This is a genomic window from Pseudomonas sp. LABIM340 (assembly GCF_040017195.2).
GTDB lineage: Bacteria > Pseudomonadota > Gammaproteobacteria > Pseudomonadales > Pseudomonadaceae > Pseudomonas.
Map to the genome: position 1 here is coordinate 2,070,927 of NZ_CM200227.1, position 16,329 is coordinate 2,087,255.

Below are 16,329 nucleotides of genomic sequence, written 5' to 3' on the forward strand. Positions count from 1 at the left end.
CCGAGTTATTCCCCCTGCTGCGCCCGATAGGCCCCCGGCGTCAGCCCCGTCCATTTCTTGAACGCCCGGTGGAACGCCGAGGGCTCGGAGAAGCCGAGCTGGTCGGCGATGTCCTGGATCGAGTGTTCGTCGCGGCCCAGGTAGTAGATCGCCAGGTCGCGGCGCAGCTGGTCCTTGAGCTCCTGGAAGTTCGGCCCTTCCTCGCGCAGATGCCGGCGCAGGGTCTGCGGGCTCATGTGCAGTTGTGCGGCGACCTGTTCCAGGTCCGGCCAGCTGCGGCAGTCGCGGCCGAGCAGGCGGCGGATCTGGCTGGTCAGGCTGTCGCCGCCGTCGGGGCGGGCGAGCAGGTCGGCGGGGGAATCCTTGAGGAAGTGCTTGAGCGTGCGCTCGTCCTGCAGCAGCGGCATGTCCAGGTAGCGCGCCAGCAGGAGCAGGCTGGTGCTGCCGGCGGAAAAGCGGCGAGGGCAGGGGAACAGCAGGTCGTACTCGGCCTGGTGCTCGGGCGCCGGGTAGCTGAAGGTGGCTTCCTCCAGGCGGATGCGCTGGCCGATCAGCCAGCTGGCCAGGCGGTGCCAGATCAGCAGCAGGCTCTCGGCGAGGAAGTGGTCCGGGTCACGCAGGTGGGTTTCGTCCAGGGTCAGGCGGGCGCGGTCGCCGTCGCGCACCAGCTCGATCCGTGGTGCTTCGGGAAACAGTCCGTAGAACAGCGCGCCGCGTCCCAGTGCCTTTTCCAGCGTGCGGCAATGGATGATCGCGTTGCACATCATGGCGAAGGTGCCGCGCTTGCTGGGCATGGCGCCGAAGCCCATGTACTCGTCGTCGAGCACTTCCCACAGGCGTTGCATCAGGCAGGTGAACTGCGATGGATCGATGCGTGCGCGGGGCTCGTCGAGGATGGCCGGGGCGATGCCGGCGTCACGCAGCAGGACTTGGATGTCCAGCCCCTTGCGCTGGGCCCCATGGACGGCGGCGCGGACGAAATGGCTGGCAATGGTGCGTTCACGCATGAGCGGTCCTTGTTGTTCTGCCCGCACGTCCAACAGCCGCGCGGTTAACCCGATCGAACCTGACCGGAGTTCTACAATCTACGGTACGAAGGCCGTGGCGGATACCCGCCAGAGGGCGGGAAACCCGCCAGTCCGAAGGCGGGTTTCCGCCATTTCTGAGGCCTTCCGTGCCGCGACTTTTTACGGAAGCTATTGAATTTAAAGGGATTAGATATTTTTTAAAGGTCTGGCACAGCACTTGCCATATGCGATCAAGGCCTGCCTTCTGGCATGCCCTGAAAACAAATTCTCCCATTGCAGGGAGATAACGCGTTCGGTCTTGTGTTTCCTCCCAGGGAGCACTCGCCCGTGAGGACAGAGCTGCCATGACCAAGCAACCCTTCTACAAAAGCCTGTACGTGCAGGTACTGATCGCCATCGCCATCGGTATCGCACTCGGCCACTTCTACCCCGACACCGCCAAACTGATGAAGCCGCTGGGCGATGGCTTCGTCAAACTGATCAAGATGGCCATCGCGCCGATCATCTTCTGCACCGTGGTTACCGGCATCGCCGGCATGCAGAGCATGAAGGCCGTGGGCAAGACGGGCGGCATGGCGCTGCTGTACTTCGAAATCGTTTCCACCGTCGCGCTGATCATCGGCCTGGTCGTGGTCAACGTCGTCCAGCCGGGTGCCGGCATGCACGCCGACGTCGCCACGCTGACCGCCGAAATGAACAAGAACGCGGCGCTCACCGGCTTCATCGCTTCGGGCGAGAAGCAGAGCACCATCGACTTCTTCATGAACGTCATCCCGAGCACCGTGGTCGGCGCCTTCGCCAACGGTGACATTCTTCAGGTGCTGTTCTTCTCCGTGCTGTTCGGCTACGCGCTGCACCGCCTGGGTGACTACGGCAAGCCGGTGTTCGAGTTCATCGATCGCATCACCCACGTGATGTTCAACATCATCAACGTGATCATGAAGGTCGCTCCCATCGGTGCCTTCGGTGCCATGGCCTTCACCATCGGTGCCTACGGTCTCGGCTCGCTGGTGCAGCTGGGCCAGCTGATGCTGTGCTTCTACATCACCTGCCTGCTGTTCGTGCTGATCGTGCTGGGTGGCATCGCCCGCGCCCACGGCTTCAGCATCCTGCGCTTCATCTCCTACATCCGCGAAGAACTGCTGATCGTGCTGGGCACCTCGTCCTCCGAATCGGCCCTGCCGCGCATGATCGCCAAGATGGAGAAGCTGGGCGCCGACAAGAGCGTCGTCGGCCTGGTGATCCCCACCGGCTACTCGTTCAACCTCGACGGCACCTCGATCTACCTGACCATGGCTGCCGTGTTCATCGCCCAGGCCACTGACACCCCGATGGACATCACCCACCAGCTGACCCTGCTGGTCGTGCTGCTGATCGCCTCCAAGGGCGCCGCCGGCGTCACTGGTTCGGGCTTCATCGTGCTGGCCGCCACCTTGTCTGCCGTCGGCCACCTGCCGGTTGCGGGCCTGGCGCTGATCCTGGGTATCGACCGCTTCATGTCCGAAGCCCGCGCCCTGACCAACCTGGTCGGCAACGGCGTGGCCACCATCGTGGTTGCCAAGTGGTGCAAGCAGCTGGACGAGAAGACCCTGTCCACCGAACTGGCCGCCGGCCCGGGTAACTCCGCGGAGCTTCAGCCTTCCTGACGGGTTCGCTAAAGAGCAATTCGGCCCGGTGAACGTGAAGCGCCGGAGCCTTTCCAGCCCGCTCGATTGAGCGGGCTTTTTTATGGGCGGATGAAAAGGCCGGGGGCCTTTGTAGGAGCGAGCTTGCTCGCGAAGCCTTTCCCGGCTGCTCTGGCGTTGATCAGGTTCACCAGCAAGGACCGGGGGCGATCGCGCAGTGACACTTCGGTTGGGGCAGGCCGTCGCCAGGCGACGGATCGCGGGCGTGGCCCGCTCCTACAGGGGAGCTGGCGCGGGGGAATCAGGCAGAGTGTAGGAGCGGGCCATGCCCGCGACGCAAGGCGTCAGCCTTGCCGGATTCCAGATGACACCCGGCGAGCGTAGGAGCGGACTCTGTCCGCGACCGGACGGGGGGCAGCGAGGAGGCTGGTGGATCAGAGAATGATCTTGTCCTTGAGCTTCTCCGCCGCCTGCTGCAGCGCCTGGATGACCCGTTCCTTGTCGTAGTTCTGCACGTTGTTGGTGTCCAGGTACATGGAGAAACCCGGCACCTCGTGCTCGACGAAGCTGGGGTTGGAGCCCAGGTCGCGGCGGAAGTCGACCACCTGGTAGATCTGCACCGGCTTGCTGAAGCCCTTCACGGCGATCTGGCCCTTGTCGCGGCACATCAGCACGTCCTTCACCAGCGAGTAGGTCTCGTGGCTGATGAGGATCTCGCCGGCTTCGGCGGCGCTTTCCAGGCGGCTGGCGAGGTTCACTTCGCGGCCGATGATGGTGTAGTCCATGCGTGTGTCGGCGCCGAAGTTGCCCACGGTGCAGTAGCCGGTGTTCAGGCCCATGCGCACCTCCAGCGGCTTGGTGATGCCCTGGGCGCGCCACTGCTGGCGCATGACCTTCATGTGCTTGCGCATGGCCACGGCCATGGACACGGCGGCCACGGCGTCCTTCTTCGCGCCCTGGGTGGCCGGGTCGCCGAAGAACACCATCACGCAGTCGCCGACGAACTTGTCGATGGTGCCGCCGTACTTCAGTGCGATCTTCGACATCTCGTTGAGGTAGTTGTTGAGCATGTCGGTGAGCGCCTCGGCCTCGAGTTCCTCTGACAGCTCGGTGAAACCCTTGATGTCGGAGAAGAACACCGTGAGCTTCTTGCGCTGGGTCTCCAGGCGCACCGTGCGCTTGCCGCTGAAGATCGATTCCCACACCTGCGGCGACAGGTACTTGGCCAGGTTGCTGGCCAGGCGCGCGGCCTTTTCCTGCTCCAGGGTGATGTCCGAGCGGGCCTGGGCCAGGCGCAGGCCCTGCTGGTGCACGAAGAAGGCGGTGATGCAGATGTACAGGGTCGAGAACAGCACGCTGACCAGCGCGACGATGCTCGGCGTCTGGCCCTTGTAGGCCGGAGCGATCAGCGCGGCGCTGAGGACCGCGGCGCTCAGTGCGACCAGCAGCGCCAGGCCCAGGGAGCGCAGGCCGCCGATGATCAGCGCGGAGAAGGCGAGGATCAGCACCAGCATCAGGCTGGGCACCTCGGAGAAGCCCAGCAGTGTGGTGGCGATACCGGCGTGCAGGGCGTCGATGAACAGCAGCACCAGGCGGGTGCGCTGCGGATTGTCGCGCTTGAAGCGGCGGCTGACCTGCTGGGCGAGATGCGGGTAGAGCAGGGCGTACGGGATCATCCAGAGGATCTCGTAGCCGAAGTACTTGGCGAAGGTGCCGGCGGTGATGGTCGCGGCGATGGCGATATACGCCAGCACGCGGGAGTGGTACTCGCGCAGAGGGGCGGGGGTGAGCGGACTGCTGACACGCTCAAGAACGTTAGGCTTCATGCGCAAGAAACTTCCCTGGTGCGCGTAGGCTCGTGGCCAGTTGCGCGTCTGATTTTGGGAGGAATCTTATTCCATGCGCAGCCCCCGGACCAGCGGCGGTTCGCCACTCTTCGTCGCGGACCGCCGGTCACCTCGGGACCCTCAGGCCATCGTGCCGTCGGGCTTCTGGTAGATCGAGCGGCGGGGCTGTGCAAGGACCCGGCGCAGCATGGGCTCGAAGAACTCCAGGGGCAGCACTTCGCCGTCCGGATCGAAGGCGGCGGCGTCGTAGCGCGCGCAGAATTCGATGGTCTGCTCGAACTGCGGGTGGTCCTTGAACTGCTCGCGCAGGTGCCGGTCCAGGCCCAGGTGATGGAAGAAGTAGTAACCCTGGAAGATCGCGTGCTTCTCGATCATCCACAGGTTCGCCTCGCTGACGAACGGCTTGAGGATGGCCGCGGCGATGTCGGCGTGGTTGAACGAGCCGAGGGTGTCGCCGATGTCGTGGAGCAGGGCGCAGACCACGTATTCCTCGTCGCGGCCGTCGCGGTGGGCGAGGGTGGCAGTCTGCAGCGAGTGGGTCAGGCGGTCCACCGGGAAGCCGCCGAAGTCGCCGTCGAGCAGGCGCAGGTGGGTCATGATGCGGTCGGGCAGAAGCGCGGCGTACTGGCCGAAGTCCTTGGCGATGATCGCCCAGTCCTCGGCGCTGCCGTCTTCCATGTGGGTGAAATTGGCGCGTGCGTTCATCAGGCTGTGCTCTCTTGTGATTGTCGTGGCGTGTCTGGATGGCACGGGTCCAGTCTAGAAGCCTGACGGGCACGTGGTAGTGTCCGTGCAGCGCCAGCGGGGTGTCCCGGTGGGCGCGAATGGCGCGGTATCAGCCGCGCGGATGGGCGTGGCGGCCGCTCAGGGATTCTGCGGATCGTGCCCCAGCGACTGCAGGAACAGCGAGAACAGCTCCGGCTGCGAGGAGATGTCGAGCTTGTTGTACAGATGTCGGCGGTGGACCTTGATGGTCTCCGGCGAGATCGCCAGGCGCTCGGCCATGGCCTTGGAGGAGTAACCCCGGAGGATCAGCCGGGCGATCTCCAGCTCACGCTCGGAGAGCACGCCAGCGCCGAAGTGGCTCAGGGCGTCGCGCACCTGCACCGCCACGCCGTCGCTGGTGCCCGGCAGCAGGCGCTGGCTGCGCTGCTGCCAGTGCTGCTGCATCAGAGCCAGCACCCAGGGGCAGAGCATCGCCAGCAGGCCGGTCTGCTCGCCATCGAACAGCTTGCGCATACCCAGTGACAACGACAGCGCGCCCTGGCCGGGCAGTTGGAGGATGAACTGCACCTCGTCTTCCAGCACGTTGTCGTGGAAGTAGCTGAGGAAGTATTCGCTCTGGCGGAACTGGTCCGGGGAGATTTCCTCCAGCCGGTACAACCCGCTGGGCACGCCCTCGCGGCAGGCCTGGTAGAACGGGTCGAGTTGGAACAGGCCGTCGAGGTAGATAGCCATGGCCGCCGGCCCGGCGGTGGGCTCGGCGTCGTATTCCTCCATCGCCACCGGGGTGCCACTGGCCGGGTAGAACATCGCCAGGGCGTTATCGAACGGCAGCCACTGGTGCAGCAGCAGGACCAGTTGCTTCCAGAAGCGCGGCTGGCCGATTTGCTCGATGGCGCGGCCGAGGTTAGCGTGCATGCCGACCTCGCGGAACAGGGTGTGCATCGGCGGTGTTTCTCCGAAAGAGGCGGCGTGGGTTCGGCCCACGGTTTCCTCCTTTTACCTGCCTGCCGTCAAGGGGGCGTAACCCCAAATGGTGATTGGCCGCTCCGCGTGCCCCGCACAGACTCAGCGCCACCTGACGCCCCGAGCAAGAGGGCGCGACAAGGTTTTCGTTCCTGCCTCAGCCACCAATAACAACACGAGGAAACAACGATATGAGCGCTTCCCCTGCGCCAGCGAGCGCGCTCAAGCCCAGCCTGGGCGTGCTCGACGTAGTCGCCATTACCGTCTCGGCGGTCACCCCCGCCAGCTCCGTTTTCGTCATCGCTCCCTTTGCCATCCAGCAGGCCGGCAGCGGCGCCTTCCTGGCCTTTGTCTTCGCCGGCTTCCTGGCGCTGATGTTCGCCTGGTGCTACGCCGAACTCGGCCGCGCGCACAGCTCCGCCGGCGGCGAGTACGTCTACGCCAAGCGCGTATTCGGGGGGCTCGCCGGCTATGCCACCTTCCTCACCGTGCTGGTCTCGCTGCTGTTCATCCCGCCGGTACTGGCGACGGGCGCGGCGACCTACCTCAACAACGCGCTGGGGACGAACTTCGACACCCAGACCGTCGCCCTGGTGATAGTCGCCGCCAGCTACGTGCTGGGCATCCTCAACATCCGCGTGAACGCCTGGATCACCGGGGTGTTCCTGCTCTGCGAAGTGGCGGCGTTGCTGGTGATAGTCGTGCTCGGCTTCGGCCACGTCAGCCAGCCAATGAGCGTGCTGGTGCAGCCGCAGCACATCGACGGCGGGATACTGGCCGCCGCGCCCTGGGTGCTGGTGATCGGCGCCGTGGGCACCGCGCTGTTCTCCTACAACGGCTTCGGCGGCGCGGTGCTGCTGGCCGAGGACATGAAGTGCGGTGGGCGCAATGTGCACCGGGCGGTGATCTGGTCGCTGGTGCTGGTGGTGGCCATCGAGATCGTCCCGCTGACCGCACTGCTGCTGGGCGCGCCGTCGCTGCAGGACATGATCGCCAGTCCCGATCCGGTCGGCTACCTGCTCACCGCCCACGGCAATGCAACGCTGTCGCGGCTGGTCAGCGCCGGCATCTTCCTCTCGGTGTTCAACGCCATCGTCGCCATCGTCATCCAGGTCGGCCGGGTGATCTTCAGCAGCGGCCGCGACGAGCTGTGGACGCCGCTGATGAACCGCGCCTTCACCCGCATCCACCCGCGCTGGGAATCGCCGTGGATCGCCACGCTGTTCCTCGGTGTGCCCTCGGCGGCGCTGAGCTTCAGCTCGAACCTGGAGGAGCTGACCTCATTCACCGTGCTGCTACTGGTGATGGTCTACCTGGTGGTGGCGCTCTGCGCGCTGTTCAGCCGCGTGCTGCGCCGCGACCGCGAGCACCCCTACCGCATGCCGCTGTGGCCGCTGCCGGCGATGCTGGCGGTGGTCGGCGCCGGCTACCTGTTGCTCAACCTGCTACTGGACGCCTCTTCGCGGGACGTCATGATCATTGTCGGGATACTGGCCGTGTCGGTGATTCTCTACAGCACCTACGGCAAGCTCAGCCCGGCCTTCCAGAAGCTCTGAAACCCCTCCAAGGAGACAGCATGCGCGCTCGTCAACTCGGCATCACCCTCGGCCTGGGCACTCCCGGCGAGTTCAACGCCATCACCGATGTGCCTGGCATCCGTGTCGGCCACAGTACTCTGATCGGCGAGCGCGACGGCAAGGCCGTGCGCACCGGGGTCACGGTAGTGCAACCACGTGACGGCGCGGCGCGCCAGCAACCCTGCTTCGCCGGCTGCCATGTGCTCAACGGCAATGGCGACGCCACCGGCCTTGAGTGGATTCGCGAGGCCGGGCTGCTGACCACGCCCATCGCCATCACCAACACCCACAGCGTGGGCACGGTGCGCGATGCGCTGATCGCCGCCGAGCATGCCGAGCTGGCGGACCCGTCCATCTACTGGTGCATGCCGGTGGTGATGGAGACGTACGACGGGTTGCTCAACGACATCTGGGGCCAGCATGTCGGCGCCGAACAGGTACGCGAGGCGCTGGCCGCGGCCGAATCCGGCCCTGTGCGGGAAGGTCCGGTGGGGGGCGGCACGGGGATGATCTGCCACGAGTTCAAGGGCGGCATCGGCACCTCCTCGCGCAAGTTGCCGGCGGAGCAGGGCGGTTGGACCGTGGGCGCGCTGGTGCAGGCCAACCACGGCCAGCGCCGAGATCTGCGGGTGGATGGTTACCCGGTCGGCCGTCAGCTGGGCGACCTGCCGTCGCCCTTCGCCGAGCAGGGCACGCCGGGCATGGGCTCCATCGTGGTGATCCTCGCCACCGACGCACCGCTGTTGCCGCACCAGTGCCAGCGTCTGGCGCAACGTGCCTCGCTGGGGATCGCCCGCACGGGTGGCGGCACCGACGACTCCAGCGGCGACATCTTCCTTGCCTTCGCCACCGGCAACCGCGACCTTCCGCCAGCGGACTACGGACGCAAAGGCCTGCCGTTCGCCACGGCCCTGGAGATGGTGAACAACGACCACATCTCGCCGCTGTTCGCCGCCGCCGCCGAGGCGGTGGAGGAAGCCATCGTCAACGTGCTGCTGGCCGGCAAGGACATGCGCACCGATGACGGCGTGCTGGTGCCTGCGCTGAGTGGGGAGCGGCTGCTGGCGGCGTTGCGCGAAGTGGGTTGGAAGGGATGAGATGACGCATGGGTAGGATGGTGTGGAGCGCAGCGATACCCATCGATGGGCCCTGTGCCGATGCAGCATGGGGATCGCTGCGCTCCACCCATCCTGCGAGTCGCAACCGAAAGATTCGACGCTGTTTGCAGGAGCGCGACTCCATGAAAAAAGCCGGAGCTGCAGGGCAGCTCCGGCTTTCGTCTTTCCCGTCCCGGCGAATCAGTTCGGGGTGTAGATCTGGTCGAACACGCCGCCGTCGGCGAAGTGGGTCTTCTGCACGGTGCGCCAGTCGCCGAAGGTCTTCACCACGGAGAAGAAGTCCACTTTCGGGAAGCGGTCGGAGAACTTGGCCAGCACTTCCGGGTTGCGCGGGCGCAGGTAGTTGTTCGCGGCGATGGTCTGGCCTTCGTCGGACCACAGGTACTTCAGGTAGGCCTCGGCTTCGGCGCGGGTGCCTTTCTTGTCGACTACCTTGTCGACCACGGTCACCGGCGGCTCGGCTTCGGCGGAGACGGTCGGGTAGACCACTTCGAAGCCGCCACGGCCGAACTCGCGGGCGATCATCTCGGCTTCGTTCTCGAAGGTCACCAGCACGTCGCCGATCTGGTTTTGCATGAAGGTGGTGGTCGCTGCACGGCCGCCGGTATCCAGCACCGGGACGTTCTTGAACAGCTGGGCGACGAATTCCTTGGCCTTGGCTTCATCGGCGCCATGCTTCTGCGCGTAGCCCCAGGCGGAGAGGTAGGTGTAGCGGCCATTGCCCGAGGTCTTCGGGTTCGGCACCACGACCTGCACGCCCGGCTTCACCAGGTCGTTCCAGTCCTTCAGGCCCTTGGGGTTGCCCTTGCGCACGATGAACACGGTGGCGGAGGTGAAGGGCGCGCTGTCGTTGGGCAGGCGGGTCGCCCAGTCCTTGGGCACCAGGCCGCCGTTGTCGGCCAGGGCATCGATGTCGGTGGCCTGGTTCATGGTGATGACGTCGGCCGGCAGGCCGTCGATCACTGCGCGGGCCTGCTTGCTCGAACCGCCATGGGACATCTGGATGGTGATCTTCTCGCCTTTCTCTTCCTGCCAGTGTTTCTGGAAGGCGGCGTTGTAGTCCTTGTAGAAGTCGCGCATCACGTCGTAGGAGACGTTGAGCAGGGGCTGGGCGGCCTGGGCGGCGGAGGCCAGGGCGAGGCCGGCGGCCAGCAGCGAGGCGCTGAACAGACGTTTCACGAGCAGTTCCTTTTGGCAGTGTTGTTGGGTGTCGATTATGCCGACAGGTTATATGGCACTTAAATACTTAAAGGCTATTTGCTTATGCGGGGTTCCCCGTGTTCCGCACCCAACGCAGGAGAAGGTTGCCCGGCAGCCTAGCAGGCCTGCCGGGCAATGACTGCCTCGGCGCACATCAGTCCAGTCCGCTGACCTCCAGCTCCTTCGGATATTCCACGCTGAACTTGAAGGTGGTGCTGCGTTTCTCGCCCGGTTTCAGTTGCCAGTCCCACAGCAGCTTGCCGTCGTCCTCGCGGGTGGCGGACTGGTCTTCGGGCTCCAGCAGGGCCACCTTGATCTGCTCGTTGCGCGAGACCGGCAGCTGGTCCTTGAACTGCAGGCGCTGCTCGGTCTTGTGGTTGTTCTGCGCGTCGATGCGGAACTCGTAGGTGACGCGTTTGCGGCCGCCGGTGAGGCCGGTGTAGTCGGTGTAGCGGTTGACCAGCTTGCGCTTGATCGACATCGCCTCGTCGCCGCCCAGGGCCAGCTCGAAGGTCTCGCCCGGCATCACCGCGCGCAGCTGGCCGCTGGCGACGAAGGTGTTCCCCAGGTAAGTGTTGAGCGTACCCGGCAAAAGCGGGTAGTCACTGGCGTTGCGAGTGTCGGCCTGCAGGTAGGCGGCTTCGCGCAGCGACGGCGTGGCCAGGTAGCGGAAGGTCGCCGGAAGCTTGAACTGGGCGATGGAGACCTTCTGCGAGCTGCCGTCGCTGTTCAGCGTGGCACGGGTCGGGATGTGGAAGGAGGCGCTGGTGGTGGCGCCGCTGACTTCGGCGACGGCCACCGGCATCTCTTCCAGCGAACCGGCTGCGGCCATCTCGTCCGCGGCGAAGCGCTGTGCCTTCTTCGCCTCCAGCGCCATCATCGGCGCGGCTGGCACCGGGGCGGGGCGGGCGGCCATCACCGTGCGCGGGTCGAAGGTATCGACGAACCACGGCGAGAGTGCCGGTACGCTGCTGCCCAGGTTGGGGCGGGCGGTGGACAGGGTGAGGTCGACGTCGGTCCAGTCTTCGCCGCTGCTCTGCCGGACTATGCCCTGGTAGCTCATCTCGATCTGCTCTTCGCCATCGCGCAGGCGGGCGTCGTAGGCCGGGCGCCAGGAGGCGTCGTAGAGCGTGTAGCTGAGCTGCAGTTGGACCTGAGCGGGCTTCTCCAGCGCCACGCGCAGGACTGCTCGCTTGTAGTGAGTGCCGTCGCCGGCCAGGTGGCTGCGCTGGTTCTCCAGCTCCTGCTTGCGCTGCTGCAGCTCCTCACCCTGCTGGTCGAGCTTGCGCTGTTCGTCGAGGATGCGGGCGAGATTGCCCTCGCTCAACTGCAGCAGGTTCTTCAGTTCGTCGATGCTCGGCAGCGCCTGGTTCTTGCCCGGCTTGGTGCTGCTGGCCTGGATGTCGGCGAGGAACTGCTTCTGGTTCTCCAGCACGCTGCCGCGGTCGCTGATCTCGCGCTCCTGTCGTTCGATCTCGCGCAGTTGCGCGTCCAGTTGCTGCAGGCGGTTGTCCTCGGAGGGCGGCGAAACCTGCGGCGCGCTGCTGACGTCGAGCAGAGTCGCGGCGGCGCTGGCGCTGAGCGAGGCCTGCAGGCTGTTGTCGTCGATGCGCAGGGGCAGTTGCTCCAGGGCGATCTCATGCTGGCCGGCCGGTAATTGCAGGGTGGCGGTGCGGGTGACGATAGCGCGGTCGGTGTAGACGGTGACCGCGCTGATACGGCTGTCGGCGACCTGCGGTGCGGCCAGCAGCGAAGGGCTGGCCAGCGCGCCGGCCATGGCGAGGATCAGTGGGTGGAATCGAAAGGGCATGTGCTCACCTCGCGGCCTGGAAGGCGGCCGGCACTGCGGAACGCCACCACGGCGTCCGTCCATGCAGCGTGTGACGAAGGGGGCGGTGGAAACGGGTTGAGTGCGAGTGAGGTCATGCCGTCATGGACGACAAGCGGTTATCGGAGGTCAGCTTTGGGCGGCGTCATCCGTTCGTGGAAACAGCGGGTTGCCGCAGCGCGAGCAGAACGCCGCATCGGCTTCGTGGCTGGCCTTGGCGCAGGCGGGGCAAGGCTTGTCCAGCGCGCCCGGCGTGTGCTCCTGGCGCATGGCGTTGTGCAGCTCGGCGCTGAAGATGCCGGTGGGTACGGCGATGATCGAGTAGCCGGTGAGCATCACCAGGCTGGCGATGGCCTGGCCCAGCGGGGTCTTCGGCGTGATGTCGCCGAAGCCCACGGTGGTGAGGGTGACGATCGCCCAGTAGATGCCGCGCGGGATGCTGGTGAAGCCGTGCTCGGGGCCCTCGACCACGTACATCAGCGAGCCGAACACGGTCACCAGGCTCATCACCGAGACGAAGAACACCGTGATTTTCTGCCGGCTGCCGCGCAGCGCGGTGAGCAGGAAGTCGGCCTGGCGCAGGTACTGGCGCAGCTTGAGGATGCGGAAGATGCGCAGCACGCGGATCACCCGTACCGCCAGCAGGTATTGCGCGTCGGGGTAGAAGATGGCGATCACTCCCGGCAGCACTGCCAGCAGGTCGACCAGCCCGTAGAAGCTCAGCGCATAGCGCAGTGGCTTGGGCGAGCAGTACAGGCGCAGCAGGTATTCGATGAGGAAGAGGCCGTTGATCACCCACTCGATGTCGCTGAGCAGGCCGCCGTAGGCGTGGCTGATGTCGTCGACGCTGTCGAGGATCACCACCAGCAGGCTGGCGAGGATGACGATCAGCAGCGCGCTGTCGAAGCGCCGGCCGGCGACGGTGTCGGACTGGAAGATGACGACGTAGAGACGCTGGCGCCAGCTGGGGGAATCGGCCATGGGGGAATCCACGGAGGGGATTCAGACACCTTAGCCGAGATGCACCGGGGCGGCCGCAGCCGCCCCGGTTCACGTAGGCGAAAGCAGGGTCAGGCGCGTTCGCCTTCCTGCGGTTCGTCCACGTCGCCTTCGGCGATGCACGCCGCGGCGGTGAACAGCACGTCGGTGGAGGAGTTCAGCGCGGTCTCGGCCGAATCCTGGAGGATGCCGATGATGAAACCGACCGCTACCACCTGCATCGCCACTTCGCTGGAGATGCCGAACAGGCCGCAGGCCAGCGGGATCAGCAGCAGCGAGCCACCGGCCACGCCGGATGCGCCGCAGGCGCAGATCGAGGCGACCACGCTGAGCAGGAGGGCGGTGGGCAGGTCCACGGCTATCCCCAGGGTGTGCACCGCTGCCAGGGTCAGCACGCTGATGGTGATCGCAGCTCCTGCCATGTTGATGGTTGCGCCCAGCGGGATCGACACCGAGTAGGTGTCCTCGTGCAGGCCCAGGCGCTCGCACAGCTGCAGGTTGACCGGGATGTTGGCTGCCGAACTGCGGGTGAAGAAGGCGGTGATGCCGCTCTCGCGCAGGCACAGCAGGACCAGCGGGTACGGGTTGCGCCGGATCTTGGCGAAGACGATCAGCGGGTTCACCACCAGCGCCACGAACAGCATGCAACCCAGCAGCACGGCCAGCAGGTGCAGGTAGCCGATCAGTGCGTCGAAGCCGGATTCGGCGATGGTGCCGGCCACCAGGCCGAAGATGCCCAGCGGGGCGAAGGCGATCACCACGCGGACGATCAGGGTCACGCCATTGGCCATGTCATCGAGCAGGTCGCGGGTGGTCTGGCGCGCGTGGCGCAGGGCGATCCCCAAGCCGATTGCCCAGGCCAGAATGGCGATGAAGTCCGCCTCCAGCAGCGCCTTCACCGGGTTGGTGGTGACGCTGAACAGCAGCGAGCGCATGACCTCGCCGATGCCGCCGTGCGGTGCCAGTTCGCTGGTTGGTGCGCTCAATACCAGGGTGGAAGGGAAGGTGAAGCTGGCGATCACCGCGACCAGGGCGGCCGAGAAAGTCCCGAGCAGGTACAGCAGCAGGATCGGCCGGATGTGGGTGCGCTGGCCCTGCTTGTGGTTGGCGATGGAGGCCATCACCAGCACCAGCACGAGCACCGGCGCCACGGCCTTCAGGGCGGATATGAACAGCTTGCCGAGCAGGCCGACCGCCACCGCGCCTTGCGGCCAGAGCACGGCGAGGGCGATGCCGCAGAGCATGCCGATGAAGATCCGCAGGACCAGGCTGGTGCGCTTGAGCCGCTGCAGGAGGGTGGGAGTTGGAAGCGTCATGACATCTTTCGCTGCAGGAAGTGGGATCGCCCCGGCGGGCCGGGCGCGAAAGGGCGCGGATTATGCCGTCTGATACCGGGAAATGCGCGGTTAGCCGTCGATTGATCGGTCAGGTTTTGCTTCGGCAGGTGTCAGGTCGCAGTCTGGACGGCCGCGTGCGCACCGGCATTGATCCATGCCGGTCGCGTCGGCAATTCCCGATGAATCAGCCGAGGAATCAGCCGAGGTCGGCGAAGGCTTCCAGGTCCAGGTCGATGCCGGCGACCCGCTGCACGGCGCCGCGCATGGTTACCTGGAAGTCGTCCTCGACGCGGATTTTCAGCAGGCCGCCGGCCAGGTGCAGGTCGATGTGCTCGTCACACAGGCCGAGCTTGCGCGCCACCGACGCGGCCGCGCAGCTGCTGGTGCCCGAGGACAGCGTGTAGCCGGCGCCGCGCTCCCAGATTTCCACCCGCAGCGCGTCGCGGGATAGCCACTGGACGAACTGCACGTTGGTGCGGCGGGGGAACAGCGGGTGGTTTTCCAGCAGCGGGCCAAGGCGGCAGGCCAGCTCGCGGCTGGTCTGCTCGACGAACACCACGCAGTGCGGGTTGCCCATGGAGACGGCGTTGATCTTCAGCGCCACACTGTCGATTTCCAGCGGATAGTCCAGCGCCTCGGGGGTGTCGATCAGCACCGGAATCTTCGCGCAGGCGAACTCGGCGCGGCCCATGGACACCTCCACGCTGCGGCCTTCGTCGGACACCTGGCTGGTCACGGTGCCGCCGGCGGTGACGATGTCGAACGGCTGCCCGGCGACCAACCCGCAGTCCCACAGGTAGCGGGAGAAGATGCGCAGGCCGTTGCCGCTCTTCTCCGCCTCGGAGCCGTCGGGGTTGAGGATGCGCAGGCCGAAGGCGGCATCGCTGTGGTTCGCCACCAGGATACCGTCGGAGCCGACGCCGTGGTGACGGTCGCAGACGCGGCCGATCTGCGCAGCGGTCAGGGCAAAAGGTGCGTCGCCGGCATAGACGAGGTAGTCGTTGCCCAGTGCCTGGTATTTCACGAAGTTCATCGCTGCGGTCCGTCGCCGAAAAGAGGCTTCCGACTATACACGCGGGCCGCTGTTTTCCCTTCGCGGATCGAGCAGCAGGGCTTCCAATGCGCGCTGGCCGAGGATCACCAGCCAGCAGGCGATGATGAAGGGCGCGGTGAACGCGGGCAGACCGACGAGGGCGAAGCCGGGTTGCAGCAGCACCGCCAGGAGGATGCCGCACAGCGGCGCCAGCGGGCTGCGGAAACGCAGCGACAGGGCGATGCCGGCCAGCGCACCGTTCAGACCGAGCAGGCCGGCCTGCGCCGAGGCGGCCGGCAGGTCGAACAGCGGCGCCAGGGCCAGTGCGCCGGCAGCGCCCGCCAGCGCCCAGAACGCGGCGCGGCGTTCCACCAGCAGCAGGCCGAGGGCGATGGTCAGGCCGGCCAGCGGTTCACCGAGGAAGATCACTTCGCCGAAGCCCAGTGCAGTCGAGTCCAGCAGCGGATTGGCTGCGTCGCAGGACAGGCAGGCGCCGCCGCCGGCCGGCGCGAAGCCGAGCGCCTTGCCCAGCGCCACCGAAACCCAGCCCAGCAGCACGAAGGCGGAGGTGTAGGCCGGCAGGCCAAAGCGCCGGCGCGACTGGCGCAGCAGCACGGCCTGCACGGCGACGCTGGTGAGGATGGCGGCGATGCTCAGCATCACCAGCCCCAGCGACCACTGGAACTGGAAGGGCAGCAGCAGGCCGATGAGGATCGGGTTGTAGTCGTGCAGGCCGGCGTCGATGTCCGCCTGCGGCTCGCGCACGAAGCGTGCAGTGAGTGGGCCGAGCAGCGCGCCGAGGAGGGCGCCGGGCAGCAGGTGCGGCGCGGACCAGGCGATGGTCAGCAGCAGGATCAGGCCAAAGCGGGCGTCGGCCTGCAGGTAGATCTGGCCGAAGCCGATCAGCCGGTTGGGGATGTACTTGTTCAGGGGCATCTTGGGTCTGGGCAGTTGAAAGTGACTCCGCAGCGCCTCGTTGGGTGTGGGGCATCGAGGCCCCATCGGCGGGCGCTGCGTGAGAACTTTGTGACGCTGCCATACGGGGCCG

Annotated in this window: 13 protein-coding genes; 3 read left to right on the plus strand and 10 right to left on the minus strand. The window is 66.2% G+C overall.

The window, feature by feature from the left end; genetic code table 11:
* Positions 1 to 5: 5 nt before the first annotated feature.
* The gene (locus ABKS89_RS09740) at positions 6 to 1,007 is read right to left on the minus strand and encodes an AraC family transcriptional regulator (RefSeq protein ID WP_348589469.1); all 1,002 of its coding nucleotides are present in this window, start codon (positions 1,005 to 1,007) and stop codon (positions 6 to 8) included.
* Positions 1,008 to 1,372: 365 nt separating this feature from the next.
* On the opposite strand from ABKS89_RS09740, the gene ABKS89_RS09745 reads away from it, so the two are divergent.
* Positions 1,373 to 2,674, plus strand: coding sequence for a dicarboxylate/amino acid:cation symporter (locus ABKS89_RS09745; protein ID WP_081518078.1), 1,302 nt, complete (start codon positions 1,373 to 1,375; stop codon positions 2,672 to 2,674).
* Positions 2,675 to 3,087: 413 nt separating this feature from the next.
* Here the strand turns inward: ABKS89_RS09745 and ABKS89_RS09750 are convergent, their stop codons facing one another.
* From ABKS89_RS09750 to ABKS89_RS09760, 3 genes are all read right to left on the minus strand, one after another.
* Positions 3,088 to 4,479 (minus strand): adenylate/guanylate cyclase domain-containing protein, encoded by a 1,392-nt coding sequence (locus tag ABKS89_RS09750; protein ID WP_138212861.1) that lies wholly within the window; start codon positions 4,477 to 4,479, stop codon positions 3,088 to 3,090.
* A 141-nt stretch (positions 4,480 to 4,620) separates the two neighbouring features.
* A complete protein-coding gene (locus ABKS89_RS09755) occupies positions 4,621 to 5,205 on the minus strand; it encodes an HD domain-containing protein (RefSeq protein WP_348589468.1) in 585 nt (194 codons plus the stop codon).
* Positions 5,206 to 5,364: 159 nt separating this feature from the next.
* The gene (locus tag ABKS89_RS09760) at positions 5,365 to 6,168 is read right to left on the minus strand and encodes a helix-turn-helix transcriptional regulator (RefSeq protein WP_348589467.1); all 804 of its coding nucleotides are present in this window, start codon (positions 6,166 to 6,168) and stop codon (positions 5,365 to 5,367) included.
* A gap of 212 nt (positions 6,169 to 6,380) precedes the next feature.
* Here ABKS89_RS09760 and ABKS89_RS09765 point away from each other — a divergent pair, with 212 nt between their 5' ends.
* Together ABKS89_RS09765 and ABKS89_RS09770 are read left to right on the plus strand one after the other, a co-directional pair.
* Positions 6,381 to 7,745, plus strand: a complete 1,365-nt coding sequence (locus ABKS89_RS09765) for an APC family permease (RefSeq protein ID WP_348589466.1) — start codon at positions 6,381 to 6,383, stop codon at positions 7,743 to 7,745.
* Positions 7,746 to 7,765: 20 nt separating this feature from the next.
* Positions 7,766 to 8,863, plus strand: a complete 1,098-nt coding sequence (locus ABKS89_RS09770) for a DmpA family aminopeptidase (RefSeq protein WP_348589465.1) — start codon at positions 7,766 to 7,768, stop codon at positions 8,861 to 8,863.
* A gap of 201 nt (positions 8,864 to 9,064) precedes the next feature.
* On the opposite strand, the gene ABKS89_RS09775 is transcribed toward ABKS89_RS09770, so the two are convergent.
* The 6 genes from ABKS89_RS09775 to ABKS89_RS09800 all read right to left on the minus strand — a co-directional run bounded on the left by ABKS89_RS09775 (position 9,065) and on the right by ABKS89_RS09800 (position 16,217).
* The gene (locus tag ABKS89_RS09775; protein WP_138212864.1) at positions 9,065 to 10,063 is read right to left on the minus strand and encodes a sulfate ABC transporter substrate-binding protein; all 999 of its coding nucleotides are present in this window, start codon (positions 10,061 to 10,063) and stop codon (positions 9,065 to 9,067) included.
* Positions 10,064 to 10,238: 175 nt separating this feature from the next.
* Positions 10,239 to 11,894, minus strand: coding sequence for a mucoidy inhibitor MuiA family protein (locus ABKS89_RS09780; RefSeq protein ID WP_348589464.1), 1,656 nt, complete (start codon positions 11,892 to 11,894; stop codon positions 10,239 to 10,241).
* A 147-nt stretch (positions 11,895 to 12,041) separates the two neighbouring features.
* A complete protein-coding gene (locus ABKS89_RS09785; RefSeq protein ID WP_348589463.1) occupies positions 12,042 to 12,893 on the minus strand; it encodes an ion transporter in 852 nt (283 codons plus the stop codon).
* An 89-nt stretch (positions 12,894 to 12,982) separates the two neighbouring features.
* The gene (gene sstT, locus ABKS89_RS09790; protein ID WP_348589461.1) at positions 12,983 to 14,227 is read right to left on the minus strand and encodes a serine/threonine transporter SstT; all 1,245 of its coding nucleotides are present in this window, start codon (positions 14,225 to 14,227) and stop codon (positions 12,983 to 12,985) included.
* A 217-nt stretch (positions 14,228 to 14,444) separates the two neighbouring features.
* Positions 14,445 to 15,281 (minus strand): diaminopimelate epimerase, encoded by an 837-nt coding sequence (gene dapF, locus ABKS89_RS09795; protein WP_348589460.1) that lies wholly within the window; start codon positions 15,279 to 15,281, stop codon positions 14,445 to 14,447.
* 33 nt (positions 15,282 to 15,314) lie between these two features.
* The gene (locus ABKS89_RS09800; protein WP_348589459.1) at positions 15,315 to 16,217 is read right to left on the minus strand and encodes an urea transporter; all 903 of its coding nucleotides are present in this window, start codon (positions 16,215 to 16,217) and stop codon (positions 15,315 to 15,317) included.
* Between the last annotated feature and the right edge of the window lie 112 nt (positions 16,218 to 16,329).

Excerpts from the sequence above, each read along its gene's own strand:
- ABKS89_RS09740 (WP_348589469.1), bottom strand. The coding sequence starts at position 1,007 with ATGCGTGAACGCACCATTGCCAGCCATTTCGTCCGCGCCGCCGTCCAT.
- ABKS89_RS09745 (WP_081518078.1), top strand. The coding sequence starts at position 1,373 with ATGACCAAGCAACCCTTCTACAAAAGCCTGTACGTGCAGGTACTGATC.
- ABKS89_RS09750 (WP_138212861.1), bottom strand. The coding sequence starts at position 4,479 with ATGAAGCCTAACGTTCTTGAGCGTGTCAGCAGTCCGCTCACCCCCGCC.
- ABKS89_RS09755 (WP_348589468.1), bottom strand. The coding sequence starts at position 5,205 with ATGAACGCACGCGCCAATTTCACCCACATGGAAGACGGCAGCGCCGAG.
- ABKS89_RS09760 (WP_348589467.1), bottom strand. The coding sequence starts at position 6,168 with ATGCACACCCTGTTCCGCGAGGTCGGCATGCACGCTAACCTCGGCCGC.
- ABKS89_RS09765 (WP_348589466.1), top strand. The coding sequence starts at position 6,381 with ATGAGCGCTTCCCCTGCGCCAGCGAGCGCGCTCAAGCCCAGCCTGGGC.
- ABKS89_RS09770 (WP_348589465.1), top strand. The coding sequence starts at position 7,766 with ATGCGCGCTCGTCAACTCGGCATCACCCTCGGCCTGGGCACTCCCGGC.
- ABKS89_RS09780 (WP_348589464.1), bottom strand. The coding sequence starts at position 11,894 with ATGCCCTTTCGATTCCACCCACTGATCCTCGCCATGGCCGGCGCGCTG.
- ABKS89_RS09785 (WP_348589463.1), bottom strand. The coding sequence starts at position 12,893 with ATGGCCGATTCCCCCAGCTGGCGCCAGCGTCTCTACGTCGTCATCTTC.
- sstT (WP_348589461.1), bottom strand. The coding sequence starts at position 14,227 with ATGACGCTTCCAACTCCCACCCTCCTGCAGCGGCTCAAGCGCACCAGC.
- dapF (WP_348589460.1), bottom strand. The coding sequence starts at position 15,281 with ATGAACTTCGTGAAATACCAGGCACTGGGCAACGACTACCTCGTCTAT.
- ABKS89_RS09800 (WP_348589459.1), bottom strand. The coding sequence starts at position 16,217 with ATGCCCCTGAACAAGTACATCCCCAACCGGCTGATCGGCTTCGGCCAG.